The organism is Anaerobium acetethylicum, from assembly GCF_900096945.1.
Classification (GTDB): Bacteria; Bacillota; Clostridia; order Lachnospirales; family Lachnospiraceae; genus Anaerobium; species Anaerobium acetethylicum.
Genome location: NZ_FMKA01000007.1, coordinates 123554 through 141708 on the forward strand (window position 1 = coordinate 123554; position 18155 = coordinate 141708).

14 protein-coding genes are annotated in these 18155 nt (G+C 41.4%); 2 read left to right on the top strand and 12 right to left on the bottom strand.

The genetic code is table 11. The features are described from left to right. Window positions 1-740: 740 nt before the first annotated feature. The 11 genes from BJR36_RS08290 to BJR36_RS08340 all read right to left on the bottom strand — a co-directional run bounded on the left by BJR36_RS08290 (window position 741) and on the right by BJR36_RS08340 (window position 13826). Entirely contained in the window at window positions 741-2057 is a 1317-nt protein-coding gene (locus BJR36_RS08290; RefSeq protein ID WP_091232646.1) for a GHKL domain-containing protein, read from the bottom strand. Continuing rightward, the gene (locus BJR36_RS08295) at window positions 2054-2764 is read right to left on the bottom strand and encodes a LytR/AlgR family response regulator transcription factor (protein WP_091232649.1); all 711 of its coding nucleotides are present in this window, start codon (window positions 2762-2764) and stop codon (window positions 2054-2056) included. The genes BJR36_RS08290 and BJR36_RS08295 overlap by 4 nt, the downstream gene beginning before the upstream one ends. Window positions 2765-3017: 253 nt before the next feature. Next, complete coding sequence (locus BJR36_RS08300) at window positions 3018-3509, bottom strand: GNAT family N-acetyltransferase (protein WP_091232652.1); 492 nt, start codon at window positions 3507-3509, stop codon at window positions 3018-3020. Window positions 3510-3579: 70 nt separating this feature from the next. Beyond that, window positions 3580-4476, bottom strand: a complete 897-nt coding sequence (locus tag BJR36_RS08305) for a GGDEF domain-containing protein (protein ID WP_169823634.1) — start codon at window positions 4474-4476, stop codon at window positions 3580-3582. A gap of 224 nt (window positions 4477-4700) precedes the next feature. Next, window positions 4701-6242, bottom strand: a complete 1542-nt coding sequence (locus BJR36_RS08310) for an alpha-L-rhamnosidase-related protein (RefSeq protein WP_091232658.1) — start codon at window positions 6240-6242, stop codon at window positions 4701-4703. 83 nt (window positions 6243-6325) lie between these two features. Beyond that, window positions 6326-6973 (bottom strand): beta-phosphoglucomutase, encoded by a 648-nt coding sequence (gene pgmB, locus BJR36_RS08315; protein ID WP_207648839.1) that lies wholly within the window; start codon window positions 6971-6973, stop codon window positions 6326-6328. Window positions 6974-7079: 106 nt separating this feature from the next. Beyond that, window positions 7080-8795: a glycoside hydrolase family 3 protein gene (locus tag BJR36_RS08320; RefSeq protein ID WP_091232661.1), complete on the bottom strand. Its 1716-nt coding sequence runs from the start codon at window positions 8793-8795 to the stop codon at window positions 7080-7082. 9 nt (window positions 8796-8804) lie between these two features. After that, window positions 8805-9803, bottom strand: coding sequence for an ABC transporter permease subunit (locus tag BJR36_RS08325; RefSeq protein WP_091232663.1), 999 nt, complete (start codon window positions 9801-9803; stop codon window positions 8805-8807). A 312-nt stretch (window positions 9804-10115) separates the two neighbouring features. After that, the gene (locus BJR36_RS08330; RefSeq protein ID WP_091232665.1) at window positions 10116-11306 is read right to left on the bottom strand and encodes a hypothetical protein; all 1191 of its coding nucleotides are present in this window, start codon (window positions 11304-11306) and stop codon (window positions 10116-10118) included. 47 nt (window positions 11307-11353) lie between these two features. Continuing rightward, a complete protein-coding gene (locus BJR36_RS08335) occupies window positions 11354-12313 on the bottom strand; it encodes an ABC transporter permease (protein WP_169823635.1) in 960 nt (319 codons plus the stop codon). 10 nt (window positions 12314-12323) lie between these two features. Next, window positions 12324-13826 (bottom strand): sugar ABC transporter ATP-binding protein, encoded by a 1503-nt coding sequence (locus tag BJR36_RS08340; protein ID WP_091232672.1) that lies wholly within the window; start codon window positions 13824-13826, stop codon window positions 12324-12326. Between the two features lie 422 nt (window positions 13827-14248). On the opposite strand from BJR36_RS08340, the gene BJR36_RS08345 reads away from it, so the two are divergent. Together BJR36_RS08345 and BJR36_RS20560 are read left to right on the top strand one after the other, a co-directional pair. Continuing rightward, window positions 14249-14971 carry a LytR/AlgR family response regulator transcription factor gene (locus BJR36_RS08345; RefSeq protein ID WP_169823636.1) on the top strand — a complete coding sequence of 241 codons (723 nt, stop codon included), beginning with the start codon at window positions 14249-14251 and terminating at the stop codon, window positions 14969-14971. Window positions 14972-15492: 521 nt separating this feature from the next. After that, window positions 15493-16272 carry a sensor histidine kinase gene (locus tag BJR36_RS20560; RefSeq protein ID WP_207648836.1) on the top strand — a complete coding sequence of 260 codons (780 nt, stop codon included), beginning with the start codon at window positions 15493-15495 and terminating at the stop codon, window positions 16270-16272. Window positions 16273-16477: 205 nt separating this feature from the next. On the opposite strand, the gene BJR36_RS08355 is transcribed toward BJR36_RS20560, so the two are convergent. After that, window positions 16478-17671 carry an ATP-binding protein gene (locus BJR36_RS08355; protein ID WP_091232683.1) on the bottom strand — a complete coding sequence of 398 codons (1194 nt, stop codon included), beginning with the start codon at window positions 17669-17671 and terminating at the stop codon, window positions 16478-16480. Window positions 17672-18155: the final 484 nt, after the last annotated feature.

An 18155-nucleotide genomic window follows, 5' to 3' on the forward strand; every position in this document is an offset into this window, starting at 1 on the left:
GTCCTTGTCGTGAACGGTCATCTAAAAAACGTGTACTGCAGTCCTCTCCAGTTTAGTGTGTCAAAAGCCCTCTTGTAATCTTTGCTTAGTCAATTTGCACATCCGCCAGTTGCATCACGTCCTCATTTCCAAACGCCATCCAACACGCAGTGATGCAAAACATGATTCAATGAGCAGCTTTATGAAGACGTTGGTACTTAGGCCGCGTACTTTGCGGCCTTACGTACCACTACGTCTTCATCTAAGCGAAAGCGCGCTGCGAATCAACATGTTTTGCATCACGTCCTCTGAGGATAGCGTGTCAAAAGCCCTCCTGTAACCTTCGCTTAGTCAATTTGCACATTCGCCAGTTGCAGCACAGTGATACAAAACATGAATTGATGAGCAGCTTTATGAAGACGTTGGCACTTAGGCCGCATATTCTGCGGCCTTATGTACCACTACGTCTTCATCTAAGCGAGAGCGCGCTGCGAATCAACATGTTTTGCATCACGTCCTCTGAGGATAGCGTGTCAAAAGCCCTCCTGTAACCTTCGCTTAGTCAATTTGCACATTCGCCAGTTGCAGCACAGTGATACAAAACATGAATTGATGAGCAGCTTTATGAAGACGTTGGCACTTAGGCCGCGTATTCTGCGGCCTTATGTACCACTACGTCTTCATCTAAGCGAGAGCGCGCTGCGAATCAACATGTTTTGCATCACGTCCTCATTGCTAGACCTTGTGCAAATTGACGAATACTATCCAGCCAGCGGAATCAGTATGCGAAGTTCAAACCACCCGTCTTTTGCGCTGATCGCCACCGATCCATTATATTTTTTTATGGTATTCTGTATGCTCTTCAATCCAAATCCGTGATAGTTCTTGTCCTTTTTTGTCGTGACCGGCAGCCCGTTTTCAAAAACCAGTTCATCCTGGTAGCAGTTTTCCGCCCTGATTCTCAGGAATCCCTTCTGCCTGACCACCGCAAGATGGATCAGCCTCTTTTCCTTGTGTTCAATCCTGCTGACGCTCTCTATCGCATTGTCCAGAATGTTGCCGAACAATGTGCTGATATCCATCGGATCCATAAACTCCAGTTCTTTTCCGTCCACCACGCTCGTCAGCTCAATCCAGCTGTCCTGGCAGTACAGGGATTTTCCCGTCAGAATCGTATCCAGCACCTTATTCCCTGTCTTATTCTGGGCCTCGTAACTTTTTATTTCCCTCTCCATCTGCTCCAGATACTCTTTGCCTTCCTCTGCATGGATCCCCTGTTTCAGAATCGCGATCTGATACTTCAGGTCATGGTACTTCTGGTTCACTGCGGATATGCTTTTTTCCAGCATCATGTAATTGTTATACTGCATATTCAGCATTTCCTGCAGTTTGTGCACTTCGAACCTCGTCTTCAGCTCCCCCAACTGTATGTGGTATGCGTACAGGATCGCCACGCCTCCCAGATCCACCAGGGTCCTGATAATGAAAATCTCCAGCACGAACCGGCTGCTGAAAGGCGATTTCTGCAGCACATAGCTGAGATTGCTGACCGCAAACACCGCCACTGCAATCGTCAGGGCAGAAAAGAATTCCTTCCGGTTAATCGTGATATTCCGGTTGACGTCCTGATTCTTCTTTTCCAGCTGGTACATGATGGTGAATACGATCCCGTGGACCGCCACCAGAAAAGCCATGTCAACAAGATAATTCAGCGGAATATCGAAATAATTCACCAGAAAGAAGATGATCTGCCATTCCAGGGATGCCGCGAACTCTCCGATGATGAATGCCCTTGCCGTAAAATAGACTGCTGTCTTGAGGTCGTATGCGCAGTTGTAATAGACTGCCGCCCCCATCATGAAGAAGTACAGGACCATAAAGGGGATAAACAGCTTCTCACTGCTGCCGTGGGTAGCCGTCATGATCGAAACAAGCAGGACCCCGCACAAAATCATGCTGATGCCCCTCTTCTTCCGCTCCTGGCGTTTGGGTGCGGTGAGAATGATCAGATAGCTTGCCAGCCAGTATGCGATTGCATAATAGTATCCCGGGGTGTTCACCCAGTTGATCTCCCTCATTTGCTCACCTCATTCATGTAGTTGTTCAGCACATCGAGCAGCTCCTTTTTCCGCGACCGGCTGACCTGCACCTGGTCGTTTCCCACAAAAACCTTCCCTTCCTGAAAACCTTCCACATATTCCAGGTTGATCAGATAGCATTTGTTGCACCGGAAGAACCCCTCGCTCCCCAGATTTTCCTCGATCTCCCTCATGGTTCCCCTTTCGGAAAAATCGCCTTCCTTTGTATGGTAGATCAGATCATGATTCTGCACCTCTATATAATAGATCTGGTTAATGTCGATCTTCCTGACGCTCCCCTTATAATTGATGGAAATAAATTTCCTGCTCCGGCGCTTCATCCGCGCCAGCGCCCTGTCGATCCTCTGGGAGAACGCAAAATAATTGATGGGCTTCAGCACATAATCCAGCGCTTCCACAGCATACCCCTTCATGGCATACTGGGGCATGTTCGTGATAAAAATGATCACGACCTCGGAATCGTGCTTCCGTATTTCCTCCGCCGATGTCATTCCGTCCATGAACCGCATCTCGATATCCATGAGGATGATATCATAGTCGCCCTTATAGTTTTCCACGATATCCTCCCCGTCCTGGAACGTGAAGATCTGGAACTTTTCGCCGCTCTCTTTCCCATATCTCTCTAAATATTTCATGAATACATCCGTGTAGTTTTTGTCGTCTTCCACAATTGCAATCCGTACCATTGTATTACTCCTTTAAGTTTATGGAAATTTTATAGGATTTTTATGGTGTCAGGTACCAATTTGGCACCAAGGTGGTGCCAAATTGTCCCCTGCCACTTTCCCAATCTATACTATTGCAGAATAGCACGATTGTCTATAGATATCTTTCTATGGTTTTCAGATATCGCCACTTAGACAAAGTTGCCCGCAATCTTGAGGCCACTTCGAAGTGCGGAAAGGCTGATTGACGCCAGTCAATCAGCCTTTCTCATGCTTATAGGACAATATAGTAAGGACAGATATCCTCGAAATGTCCATCCTTCATCCGGAATCCTCCGGGAATCGTTCCGAGCTGCCTGAAGCCGAGCCGTTCATATAAATGTCTTGCCGGCTTATTTGCTGCCACCACGGCATTGAACTGTAAAATAGTGAATCCGTGCTGTTTCGCCTGATAGAGGCAGTCCTGTACCAGCATTTCCCCAACATGCAGTCCCCGGCTTTCGGAAGCAACCGCATAGCTTGCATTGCTGATATGCCCACATCTTCCCACATTGTTCGGATGGAGGATATACAGCCCATATATTTTTCTGCTTTCAAGATCTTCAGCAACAGCACAATATGTCTGTTCGTCGAAAAACGCACAGCCTGTTTCCTGATTTAAAAACTCTTCCTGAGGGAACGCATTTCCCTCTTCTACGATTTCATTCCAGATACGGATCATGGAAGGGATGTCTGTCGGATTATATTGTCGGATACAAATTTTCATTTCTTTGGAATTCCCCTTTCAAAATTTCAATCGCCTCTCGTGCGATTCCTGCATGCTCCCAATAGGAATATCAGTATTCAACCCTGTTGCGTCCGTTCCTTTTTGCAAGATACAGCTTTTCATCTGCATGCTTCAGCAGATCGTCGACATTTTCATTCGCTGCTGGTTTTATGCTATAAATACCGAAGCTGGCGGTTACGCTGAATTCCTTATCCTCGTACCGTATTACTACCTTTTCAAGGGCTCTGCGCATACTTTCAGCCGCTGCTTTTGCAACCTCCGGACCGGCTCCCGGCATGCAGATCAGGAACTCCTCCCCTCCGTACCGTGCGATCCAGTCGTTGCTGCGCTTCAAGCAGCCGGAAAATGTGGCCGCAACGTTTTTCAGGGTCTGATCTCCGGCAAGATGGCCATAGTTATCGTTAACCGCTTTGAAGTAATCGATATCCGCCATGATGATGGAGATTTCCTTTGACAGCAGTGCTGTGTTGAGAATGTCGACTGGAAGCTTTTCATTTATATACCGGCGGTTGTACAGGTCCGTCAGGGAATCGCTGAAAGCGAGTTTGTTCATATTGTCTATCAGTGCATGGATGCCGGTCTGTTTCGCGCCTGAGCCTTCTCCTGATTCAAAAAACATACTGTCTGTGATATCTTTGAGAATCTCAACGACAACCCTTCTGTCAGGCAGATCATGGGGAACCGCTGTGACCATGTATGTTCTGTCTTTGTTATATTCTATTTTTACATAGGTACTGTCGTTGTTATAAGCCCGCATGGAAATGCAGTTGCTGCATACTTTATTCTTTCCCCAAAAATCAAAGCAGCGCATTTCTCCCATAACCGCTTCGTTATTTTTGTACTCCATGACCTTCTTCTGCAAAGGGTCTACAATTCGTGTAATATCGCTGATTTTATCGAATAGCGCCCCGCTGCTCAGGTATGTATTTATGAATTCGTCTATCATCATTTTCTCCTGCTCTTCTCATTCTTTGGCACATCGATTGCTGTTTTGCATCCTTCACACTCATTGGCCTTTCATACAGAAAACCCTGCGGGTTTCGTATTTGTCTCAAGTTTATCATATTTCATTTTCTTATGCCATATACTTCCGCACTCAAAGCAGGTACCTGACACCATAAACTGCAGTTTATGGTGTCAGGTACCGTTTTCGGTGCGCGGACAGTATCATTAGTTGAAGTATTTACGTAGGAAGTAAGTTGGCCCACAGCTCCATGCATGACAGTAGCTGTTGACGATAGTTCCGCCGTATGGTGACTCATTTGGATTCATAGGATTGTAGAGTTCAAAAAATGTATCTGCACCTTGATTAAGCATATCTCCCCAGTATTCGGTCATCTTCTCTAAAGCTAAGTCCTTTGCGTCAGACTGTATAAGGGCATCCACATAGTGATGGTACATGTATGGACTCACCATTCCCTGTACATTCTCCTTAAATTCGATGCTTTCAAGAAGCTTCTTTGCATATATGCCCTCAATAGCACCACCAAGTACAAGCCATGCCTGAGAAGCGATTGAAATTTGTCTATCCTTGCCGCTTACATAGCAGCATTCTTCCTCATCCCACAAATATCTGTTGGCGGCTGTATATAGCTTGTCATAAAGCTCTCTGTACTCTTCTTCTATTTCAGAATCCCCGATTTCTGAGGCAAGATATATTGCCTGATTTAAGACATACATGAGAACACCCTGTGCACTTGCCTGCTTATCGAGACTTATATTCCAATCAATAAAGCACCAGCCGAATACGTCTTCGCCTTTTATCAGTCCATCTTCTCCGACTCTTCTTGCAGCTATTTCTATCTGCTTTTTAGCACACGCCCAAATATCTTCCAGCGCTTCTCTGTCATCAGTCTCTCTATAATAATCATATAGAATAGATACAATAAATAATGCATAGTCAAAGAAAGTTCCCTGTCCATCTGTTACATTATCATCTACAGCTGGCTTTGGCTCTAAAAATACACAGGCTCCGATCTGCTCATCGGACTTTGGTAAAGCTGCAAATAAATACATACAAGCCTTTACTAAATCATTCTTTTTGTATGTCTCATAATTGGCTAAAGCCTGAATTCTTAAATCTCCAATCCAGAGTCTTCTGTCTCTCTTTGGACCATCCTCAAATACTGTCTGCATACAGTTGTGAAGTGTTCTTATTGCAATCTTATCTAACTGCTTCTTATTCTCGTCCGTTGTATCATAAGGAATCAAGTCCCTGTCATCAGCGGAAGATACAGCTGTACAAGTTATATCTTCAACTACAAGTGAATAATTATTACTGATTGCAAGCACCTCTATCTCAAGGTATCTAAAAGCATATCGTCTGCTAAGCTTTACTTTTGATGGAATCACATCCACGTGAATCTCTTCTTCTTCAATCCATGATGATGAAATCCATCCCTCGAAGTCCTTTCCATTCTCAAAAAGCTCTACAGGCTGCTCCGCAAAGTGAAATTTGAGCCAGACTGGTGCATCTGCATGAAATCCCACTGAATTAAGCTTCATTGAGATGTAGCCTACCTGATGATTCCCGAAATCAAGGATGATCTTATCTCCCTTTTTTAATAGCTTCTTGTTGTAATCCTCATCTGGAAGAATCCTGATACTATCATCTTCCTTATTCATGATCACTGTTCTTGCAACCCTCACCTCTGTCTCGTGCAGTTTTGGTAAAAGTGCAAGCGCTTTATCTAGTAATACTTGGTTTTTCATGTCATAATCCTTTCTGATTTAAGAAAAGCAGGTACCTGACACCATAAACTGCAGTTTATGGTGTCAGGTACCGTTTTTCATATTTATACAAGTTCTAAAATATCTCTGAAGCTTGCAATTGCATTCTCTGTCTTGGCATACTTTGATGCACTTCCAATTCCAGCATTGTGGAATCCCCCTGATACTGCTGCATGAATTCCAGCTTCAGCATCTTCAATTACGAGACACTCTTCTGGCTTAAGCTCAATCATATCAGCAGCTTTAAGGAAAACCTCCGGATCAGGCTTTGAATTGATGATATTTTTTCCGTCTGAAATCTTATCAAAGAATCCATCTAATCCGATTCTCTCAAGAATGAACTCTGTATTCTTTGAAGATGATCCGATTGCGAGCTTTAATCCTCTTGCTCTTAACTCATCTAATGTATCTTTTACTTCTTTTGATAAGTCAGTTGGCAACATATCCTTAAGATGCTCTTTGTATATGTTATTCTTCTGCTCCATAAGTGCAGTTTTCTCTTCAGCAGAATATTCTCTTGTTGCTTTCTCAAGAATAATCTCAAGACTTTCAGCTCTTGATACACCGCGAAGCCTCTCATTGATTGCTTCATTGAATTCGATGCCCTCCTTATCAGCTATCTCCTTCCATGCTAAAAAGTGATACTGATCGGTGAAGCAGATCACTCCATCCAAGTCAAAAATTACGCCCTTTATATTTTCTAATTTGCTCATACCAGATATAACCCTGTTACTGTTCACTCTGTGACCAGTAACATAATCCTTTCCGCAGGTATCAGGGGGCAAAATACCTCTTGCCCCCGTATCATTTATAATACTATTATGATAAATGTGCATCCCAGAATCCACAGAAAGCGTCTACAGGACTAACACCCTTGAACTCGCTTCTTCCTGTAAGCTTCTCTACCAATGCATCTAAGATATTATCTGTTGAACCATATGTGTTGATGTATGTACGAACTCTTGGAACATCAGCTAAGTGATACGGATTCTCAAGTGAGATGAATATATTTGGCATATCATCCACATATGATAAACAATCTGCTCCCATTGGCTGAGCCCACTCAATACGAACTACAGTCTGGTTAGACTTTGTTACATAGTTTGCCACATAAATGATTAAGTCATAGTTTTCGATAATGTCTGACATTGGAGCTTCAAGCCCCTCAAATCCAGGCGATGGCTCCCACACTGTCACCTTAAAGCCTTCTTTTTCCATACGCTCAACAAAAGCTCCAATTCTTGTTGCTGCACCGAAAGCTAAATCTGTTCCGCCTGACTCCTTTGAATAAACAAGTACTCTCTTGTATCTGTCCGGAGTAATTGGGAATACACCCTCTTCTTCCTTTACAAGCGTAATTGACTTGTCTGCAACTTCCTTAGATACCTTGTCATGATCTTCGCAGTTTACTGCTCCATCTGCTCTTTCTTTTGATGGATAAATAGCTCCACTTGCCTGCTTCTCCGGAAGTCCAAGCGATGCCTTAAGAGCAAGAATACGAACGACACATTCCTCAACGCGCTCTGCAGAGATTTCTCCGCTTTCGATGGCATCACGAATATACCCCAGATCCTCTTTCATATTCTTAGCAAAAAGAATCATGTCACATCCGGCATTGATAGCTGCCGGAAGTCCCTTACGACGTGGAAGCGGAGTTGTCATTCCTGCCATTGCTGATGAATCAGTAATGATTGTTCCATTGAATCCAAGTTCTCCACGAAGAAGTCCTGTCAGAAGTTCATAAGACATTGATCCAGGAAGGATGTCCTTATCCTCCAGCTCTGGATTAAGCTTCTTAGACCAGGCTGGCTGCATGATATGTCCCGCCATTACTGTAAGGGCACCTGCGTCAATACTTGTCTTATATACTTTTCCATAGGTATCCATCCATTCCTCTGCTGACAGAGAGTTAACGGATGTCACCAGATGCTGATCTCTTTCATCAACACCGTCTCCCGGGAAGTGCTTAATAGATGCAGCCACACCATGCTTCTGTACCTCAGTTACATATGCAGCTCCCATCTTTGCTACCATCTCGGGGTTTGAACCATAAGTTCTTGTATTCGTAATCGGATTTCTCCAGTTGTTATCAATATCAATAACTGGTGCAAAAGCCCAGTTTATTCCGAGCGCATCAGCTTCCTCTCCAACGATTCTGCCAAGCTCGGTTGCATAATGAACATCCTCTGTTGCAGCGATAGCCATCTGGCATCCTACATGTGTACCATCCTCAGAACAGGTATTCATTCCTGCTTCCATATTTCCAGCCACAAATACCGGAATCTTTGAGTTCTTCTGCATGAAATTAACAAGGTTGACTACTGCTTCGTTTGGCATTGCGCGGCACATAAGTCCACCGTACTCTCCTGCAGCGATTCCTGCAAGATATCCTTCGTTGTCTGTATAGGCAATTGTACAGAACATCTGACGAATCTTCTGCTCCATTGTCATGCCTGCCTTTGTATCCATAACCCATTTCATCTGTTCATCGTTAAGATTGTATGGGGCTTTTTTCATAATCTCGCTAAAATTCATTCTCTTCTCCTATTCTGCCGCTGCAATTCTTGCTTTTTTAGCCTTTGCAGCTTTCATACGGGGCCACTGTGCTGTAATTGCATAAAATATCAGCATGAATGTTCCAACAATAATCTGCTGCCATCCGCCTGAACCATATCCGATGCAGCTGAGTCCGTAGTTTAAAATCTCCATAGCCAAAGCAGCTACTACTACACCTACAGCATCAACACTTGCCATACCTACAAATACACCCATATATGCGGGAATGATATTAGAGAATAACGTGCTGGCTGTTGACAGACCAGCCTGTGGAGAAACAGAACTTTTTGATCCGTGAATAGCTGCTGCGCATCCTAAAATGATTCCACAAACAATAAATGTCTGAATAACATTTTTCTTTTCGTTAACACCAATGTTTACTGCTGCCTGCTGATTGTTGGCAAGAAGCTTTGAGCGCTTTCCTGCAACAGTAAAGTATGAGTAGCCAATAAATACTACAAGAGCAATTCCAAGTACGATAAAGATGTAAGGCATTCTGCCAAAAATAGTAAGCTTAGTGTTACTCATCATACTGAGACCTCTTGCCTCAAAAACCAGATATGTAATTGATTCATATAATAATGCTGCACCAATGGTACAGATCATAATTGGAAGCCGTCCATAGATGTAAATCAAACTTGTAACAATACAAAGTACAACTGCTATAACAATTGAAAGAACCAGGTAAACTACAGGTCCTAAGTGATTGCTAATTACGATATTACCTGCAATAATTGCTGACAGAACCATTACAGCTCCACCTGAGAAATCAAATCTTCCGTTCCTTACCTGTAACCAAATTGCAAGGGCAGCTACTGCTGTACTTGATGTATTTACAAGGACGGTCCGCCACATATCCATAGAGAACCCATAATATGTAACTCCCTTACCTCTTGCCAGAATAAACATCACACTAAAGACGATTATCGGAAATAACATCGTAAGGAAAAATCTTTTCATAAAATTACGTGCCTTATTTGTTTTCATAATAGCTGCTCCATTAATTATTTTTAATTGGCAGAAGCATTGCCAGGGCGATGCTTCTGCACGTTCTTTAAACTGTAACTATTCAGGACTGCGTCCTTCATAGTCACACAGAGTGAAAGAAAAACACTTTCACTCTTAGCGTTTGTGATTTCACCCTTGCAAGCAAGTGAAATCACGACACTTGTTGATGTACACAAATTGCAAAGTCGGCAATTTGGCACACACAGAACTCGGGTTTTTATGCAAAACCAGCATAAAAACACCTCGCGGTACTGGACTACTGAACAGTTACCTTTAACTTTAATTTGTTAATCAGATGCCAAGATCAAGCAACTTAGCCTTTAATTCTTCGTATGTAGCATCAGGATTGTAAGATGCACACATGCTAAGGATATCCTCACCTGTGATAGCTGCATCCTTGTAATCAGCTGTATAGTAAAGCGTCTTCTTCATCTGCTCCATTTCGTCGTCAGAGATGATCTGGTATGCAGCACAGTCAACACGCTCTTTCTCAGCCGGAAGGTCTGAATAGGTTGTTCCGTTTAACTTGTCAATGATTAAGCAGACAGGATATGCAATAGCTTCTGGAGCTGAACAGCAGATTGACTTGAATGTTCCATTTCCTGAAGAACGGAAGTTCTCAATATCTTCTGTAGCCTCGAAACCAGTTGTGTAAAGCGCGATGTTTGTACGATTGTCAGATACCATCTGTGGGTATACCAAAGATGCGCCGGCTGCAACTGAGAATAAGCAGTCCATATCTGAATGATCTGTGAAGTATGTTGCTGGAAGACCAGTTCCGAAGTCGACTTCTGCGATCTCATATACTTCAATCTTTTCTTCTGCTGTCTCATTGTACTCATCAATTTTTGCGATGAATGCATTAGCAAGATCCTGCTGTAATGGATAAGCCCAATCCGGGAATGTAGCAACCCCGACATGCTTGTAACCATTCTCGATTACGTCAGCTGCAACAGCTTCTGCATAACCCTTGTTATCAAGAGGTCCATCAATTACAGATCCAAGGAAATACTCATTTCCGAATACTGCTTCATTGGCTGTATAGAAACTCATGTTGTAGTCGTTGAGGAATCCTGCCACATATACGTTTGCAGATTCACATTCTTTAAGAATAGCTTCTGTACCCATATCAGCTGTCATGATAATACCTTCCGCACCAGCTGAAATTTCGTTCTGAACTGCTGTAAGGTTTGCGTTCTCATCATATGTAGATAATACGAATGTGTTAAACTCTACATCGATCACATCATCAATACCATCAAGGTAAGCATTGATCGCTTCTACAGATCTGCCATGGTCAGTGTAAAGACCTACTGAAATCTTGTGATGCTTTGTCTCAACTGATGTTTTCTCAGTGCCTGCTTCCTTTGCGTCTCCATCTGCCTTAGCACTTGAATCAGCATCAGCTCCACACCCTGCAAGTACTGAAACTCCCATTACTACGGCAAGCCCTAATGCTGCCAACTTTTTGAAATTAATCATTTTCTTTTCCTCCTTTATAAATGACCCTCCAGGGGTATTTAACAAAACTATCTGGGCAATACGCCATCTTTCTTTCTACATGTAATAAGGATTACTGCAAGGAATACCAGTGCCTTAATTACATAACCAACTTCAACGCTTACACCTGCCAAAGTTAATCCATTTGAAAGAATTACATAAGTGAATGCTCCGATCAGTGAGCTTGAAATCTTCGCCTTCATTCCTCCCGAAAGAGGCATTCCTCCGAGCAGAAGGGCAACCATGATGTCCATTGCGTATCCGGTACCAGTACCCTTACCCGCAGCTCCTGAACGGGCAGTAAGCATAAATGCTGCAACCGCCACACAAATACCAAAGAATATATAAGCAATTACTTTCCACTTTGTAGTACTGATACCTGCATACTCTGTAGCAGTCTCATTAGCACCAATACTCTTTACATACTCTCCTAACTGCGTGAATCTGAAAAGATAAACAGAAATGATTGCGATAACAGCAATTACAAAAATCATAAATTTAACATCTGCGAACAAATCCATATTGGCTTCAATTGAAATAGAATTGATACCGATTTTCTCCATTGCAATAACCTGAATACCTCCAAAAATCGACATAAGGAAAATCGATGTTACAATCGAAGGTAATCCAAGCATTACTGCCACATATCCATTAATCAGGCCGCAGACAAGCGATATTGCAAGTACAGCTCCAAATGCCAGTAAAAGCGATCCCGTTTTGTTGGAAATCAGAATTAGCATAATGCTGTATACTCCAAGCTGTGCGCCTACACTGATGTCCATGTATCCCATGGAATAAATAAATATTGCTCCCATGGATAGAATTGCATACACACAGGCAGCCTGAATTAAAATACGAAGATTATATGCATTGAATAATCTTCCCTGGCTTAAAATACCAAATAGAATTACACATAAGAGTACTCCACCATAACCTAATACGTCGGAACCATGATTTAAAATCAAGTCCTTTGTTAATCCTTTTTTCATCATGTCCCTCCTAAATCATGTACTCGATTACATCAGCTTCTGATAATTCTGCTGAACGAATAAACTCTTTGCTGATCTTAAAGTCTTTCATTACGATTAATCTGTCAGACATTCCGATTAACTCGGACATCTCTTCACTAATCATAAGAATTGCTTTGCCTTCATGCTTCATCTGATCAATTAACGAATACATCGACTGCTTGACGCCTATATCAACTCCTCGTGTAGGGCAATCCATGATCACAATATCTGAGCCCTTAGCAATCCACTTTGCAAAGGATACCTTTTGCTTATTTCCACCAGACAGAGTATTTACCCACTGCCTGCTCTTATTGCACTTGATTTTCAAAAGCTTAATCTGCTCATCAGCAAGTTGCTTACGCTTCTTCGGCGAAACAAAACCAGCCTTGCTGATATCCTTTAATGATGGCAGTACAATATTGTTCTCAATTGGTCCTTGCAGGATAACAGCCTCTGTGTCACGATTTTTTGAGATATATCCGATCCCCTTTTCAACCGCATCCTTTGCAGATTCAACTTCTTTGCCTCTGCACTTGATACTTCCTCTGTCGATTTCTTCCATTCCGAATGCCATACGGCCAATATCATGCATTCCACATCCTGAGAGGCCTCCGATTCCTACAATCTCACCCTTATGCAATTTAAGTGAGAAATCCTTAACATTTGGACCACTTACATTGGTGAACTCAAGAACAACTTCATCACTGCAAGATGGATCATAGTCACTTCTGTAGAATTTGTTGCCAATATCCCTGCCTACCATGAGCTGACGAATCATTCCAATACTGTTTAGTTGACCAATCTCCTCGCTTGTGACTGTTCCCCTGATTTCTCCATCACGTAAAACGGTAAGGATTGTGCATTTCTCCATGATTTCATCCATATCATGCGAGATGAAGATGACAGCCTTATCCCTCTTTACCATGTCTTCAACAATCTTGTATAAGATATCTCTGCCTTCCATAGAAAGAGCAGTTGTTGTCTCATCAACAATAAGTATCTCTGTATCCTCGTTGACAGCTCTTGCAATTTCGATAAGCTTTCTGTCCTCAAATCCATATTGATCGATCGGATCCTTACCTCTCATATATGAGATGCCAAACCGATCAAGCAATGCATCTGCATCTGCATTCATCTTCCTGTTATTTACAAATCCGAATCTTGAGTATTCGTTTTCTTTTCCAGCAAATAAATTCTCTGCAACTGTGCATCCCGGAATTGTATTGGCCTCCTGAAGAATCATAGACAAACCGTTGTGCTGTGCCTCAATCATAGAAGCTGGCTTCCAGGGCTTTCCCATAAATAGCATCTCACCGCTTGTAGCTGGCTGCATTCCTGCCGCAATGGAAGTAATAGTTGATTTACCACTTCCGTTCTCACCAACAAGTCCATGAACTTGTCCTCTGCAAATCTTAAGAGCTACGTCCTTAAGCGCAACTACCGGACCAAAATTTTTACTCATACCCATGATTTCAAGTACTACTTCACTCATGTGCTTTTTCTCCTCATATGAAATCTCAACTAATTTTCTAGAGTATAGCAAATAATTCTTTGAAAATCGAAAATCAGTATGAATCGCACAGATAAGGTATGAATTGCAAGAGCATGCTGATATAATTTTGGTATAATGAAATATATATGATACCAGGGTCAAAAGGTCATGTGTTTCATGCCTGCATGAAAAAACATGACTTTGGGACCCGCAAAACATGAGAAAGTAGCCCGGCCAGGGCGGATTTCGAATGTTTTTAGGATTGTGGGAGCACAAAGTGCGTAACAATCCGTAGGTATCCGGGGTCAAAATACCTTTTGACCCCAACATCATATGATACCAGGGTCAAAAGGTCATGTGTTTCATGCTTGCATGAAAAAACATGACTTTGGGACCCGCAAAACATGAGAAGGGAGGAAATTATGTTTCATGCCGCAATATGTGAAGACGAGCCAGAAATTTCCAAATATATAGAAAAGACTCTGGCCAGTGAATTTAAGAAAGTCGGAATAGAGATTTCATTCGAAGTGTTTAATAATGGCAACAGACTGATTAAAATGATAGACGAGCACTATCATTTTGATATTCTTTTTATGGATATTGAGATGCCTGAAATAGACGGTATTTCCATCTGCCGCAAGATTCGACAGATTAATTCCGAGACACTGGTTGTCTTTATTTCCAATAAGGATGAGCTGGTTTTCTCTTCTTTTGAGGTACAACCCTTTAGATTTATAAGGAAAAGCCATTATGATTCGCTTCTCCCATCGCTAGTCGCCTCCATCCAGACTGAGATGGCGCGAAGGCATCCTAACATTGTACAAATAAAAGAGCCAGGATCAAAGGATTTGTTTTCATTTGACATAAGTCAGATTATGTATGTTGAAGCGCAGGGCAAGAATTGCATGATTGTTACAACAAAAGGCTCAACCACTATTAAGACCAAACTTATGGAGATAGAAACACAGCTCGCGGAATATGACTTTTTAAAGCCACATAGAAGCTATTTAGTAAATTACAAGTATATCTCAAAAGTCAGAAAAAATGATTTAGAACTGACAGACCACTCTATCATTCCTATTAGTCGTGGTCATGTAGATGAAATGAAAAATAAATTTCTTAAATATACTACGAGAGGTATTTAATGTTTGATTATATTTATCAGGGATATCAATACTTAAGTAATATTGCAATTATTACGCTTTTGCATTATACGCTTTCTAAACTGTTTACCCCTAAGCATTTTGTGAACAGATTTATAAATTATGTAATTCCAGTCATACTATTCTGTATCATTTACTATTTTCCTCAGTATGCACTTGGCAATTCCACAATTCCATATTATTACTACTTCGCCTCTTCTATGATTGTATCTTTCACTTGGGCACTACTCTTTTTAACAGGAAAGGCAATACAGAAGCTTCCATATCTCGTATATTTTTATGCGACATATAAATGCTTCAAATTTATATTGGCAGCCTTATATGCGCAGGAGCAAAATATTACTCCTGCTATATATAAAACACTGGATTTTGTAACATTCTTCGTCATATTTGCGGGAATGTACGCACTTACAAAAATCTTTTTAAGATTTCCTCTGAAGTTCCAGTTTCAGCTTACAATCACCCAGACTATTTTGTTGATATTCGGTCCTGCAAGCTTCTTTATGTTGCTTCAGATGGCTGATCCGTCTGTACATGTTCCTTATATGGTATTCCTTACAGTAGCAGCCATAGTACTTCTTATTAATTTACCGGTTCTGTTCTACCTTTATTCAATTATCGGAGAACAGTACGACTCCAGGTACCTGTTGAAAAAAGCACTTACAGAGACTTCTGCACAGCTTACCAGATATCGTTATACTATTCTTATTGAGGAACAGGCCCGCAAAGAACGCCATGAGTTAAAGAACATATACTTCTATATTCAGACTCTTCTTCGAGAAAAAAAATATGACCAGCTAAACAACTTTCTTATTGATCATATAGGCGAGCTATCTGAAGGAACAGGTGGTATTCATACAAATAACATGCTCATAGACCACATCCTTAACACCAAGATTTCGGCTGCCAGAAAAAGCAATATCAAAACATACACCGAGATTCTGATTCCAGAAGCGCTTGATATCAACGAAGAATATTTCTGTACAATACTACTCAACTTACTCGACAATGCTATTGAAGCCAGCAGAAACGAAATCGATCCCGATATTCAAATATTTATGAATATCAAGAATCAACACCTCGTCTGCTGCATTAAAAACAAGGTGGCTTCAAATATTCTTGAGAAAAATCCCGAACTTCAGACTACCAAGCGTGACAAGAAAGCTCACGGTCTTGGCCTCAGGATTATTAAGAGCACTGTCAAAAAAACCAATGGTATCTTTGACACATCGATTGACGGCAGCTACTTTGTAGCTACTGTCATGATTCCACTCAACCAATGAATGTGCTAAAAAACGGTACCTGACACCATAAACTGGCAGTTTATGGTGTCAGGTACCGTTTTTGTTTTTCTATTTCGGCTTTTTGCAGTTTCCTCCGTTGTCGGAACCATGTCAACGACAATTTTATGCCCTGACTGTTGCAGGGAACATATCCATTGGTATGATTTTACAAGCGGCTTAATATATCAACAATATTTCAGATATATCACTCTTTTATCAGCCATTCCAATACATTTATTTGTTTAATTCCATTATAAGAAGCAACCGGTGTATAGTCCATCGTAAGCAGATACTTGGGATTATGGTCCTTAATAGCATCTAGCGATGAGAGCTCCCTTTTTAGCGTCTGCTCTTCCATCACGGTCTGAGATACCTGATAATACGTTTCACCGTCGGCATTAATGGCGATAAAATCCACCTCTGCATCACCTACTTTTCCTACATAGACTTCATTGCCTCTTCTTAAAAGTTCAAGATATACGATATTCTCAAGGATATGCCCCATATCCGTATGTCTGGTTCCCAAAAGGAAATAACGAAGTCCAATATCAGCGACATAATATTTTGATCCTGTAGCAAGATACTGTTTCCCCTTTATATCGTATCTGCCGACCTTATATACAATAAAGCTGTCAGCAAGCGCAGAAAGATAGCTCTCAACAGTCGGCACGCTTATCTTTCTGCCTGATGATGTCATTGAATTGGCTATCTTTGTAGAGGAACACATATTCCCAATATTACCAAAAACAAACTCTACTACGCTTTGAAGCATAGACGGATCTGATATTTTCTTTCTTGTAACAATGTCTTTGAGTAGAATTGTATTGTAAATTCCTTCAAGATATGTTCTGATATCCTTTTTTCTCGTAAGTTCAAGGGTTCCTGGAAAAGAGCTATTCTGCAAATAATTCATATATAATGCGGACATGTTGGTATTGTCTGGATAAGCTGCCACATACTCTTTAAACGAAAGTGGCTGCATCTTTATCTCAACATATCTACCGGAAAGTAGTGTTGCAAGTTCTCCAGATAATAGAAATGCATTTGAACCCGTGATGTATAAATCTACATTTTTTTTTGCGTAGAGCCAATCTACACCCTCCTGAAAATTATTTACCTGCTGAACCTCATCAAGAAATACATAGTTCATTTTATCCTTGATCAATTTTCCATCTACATACTCATATAGTCTCATTGATGTGCGCATTTCCCTATAATCGCCATCTTCCAGGTTAACTGTAATGATCTGTTCTTCCGCTATTCCATGTTCCTTTAAATAATCCTGAAACAATTCAAACATGGTTGATTTACCACAGCGACGGATTCCAGTCACAACTTTTATTAAATTTTTGTCCTTAAAGCTAATCAAGTCATCTAAGGTTTCTTTTCTTTCAACCATTGCTTGCACCTCTTTTCTATTATTGTAAACTAACATTATCATAATTCCTGTTTTTTGTCAACTTTGTGAGTTTTGTTTTACAAACTATTAATTTCTATCAATTTTGAAAATTCCTCTTTGTTATAATGCGCTTGAAATTCCATTTTTATGTTATGCTAACGTCAGGAAAAAGAGGTCGGATTAAATTTAAAGGGTTTCCTGGCATTGGAACCTCTGGCAGCACAGCCGCGAGAATAATCCAATGTTCGGAAACCCTTTATTGGTACCTGACACCATAAACTGCAGTTTATGGTGTCAGGTACCGTTTTGAAGCTAATCAGCTTCCCCATGCTCTTTCGCAAATTCAGGATCACGGATACGGCCAACAATAACGATTGCTACTATATAAATAGTGTCTGCTGAGCAGACCTGAAACCATTGATTTTACTGATTTTCTCGACGTTTTATGATAAAATATATGCAAGGGTTTTTGATTTGCTGAAAT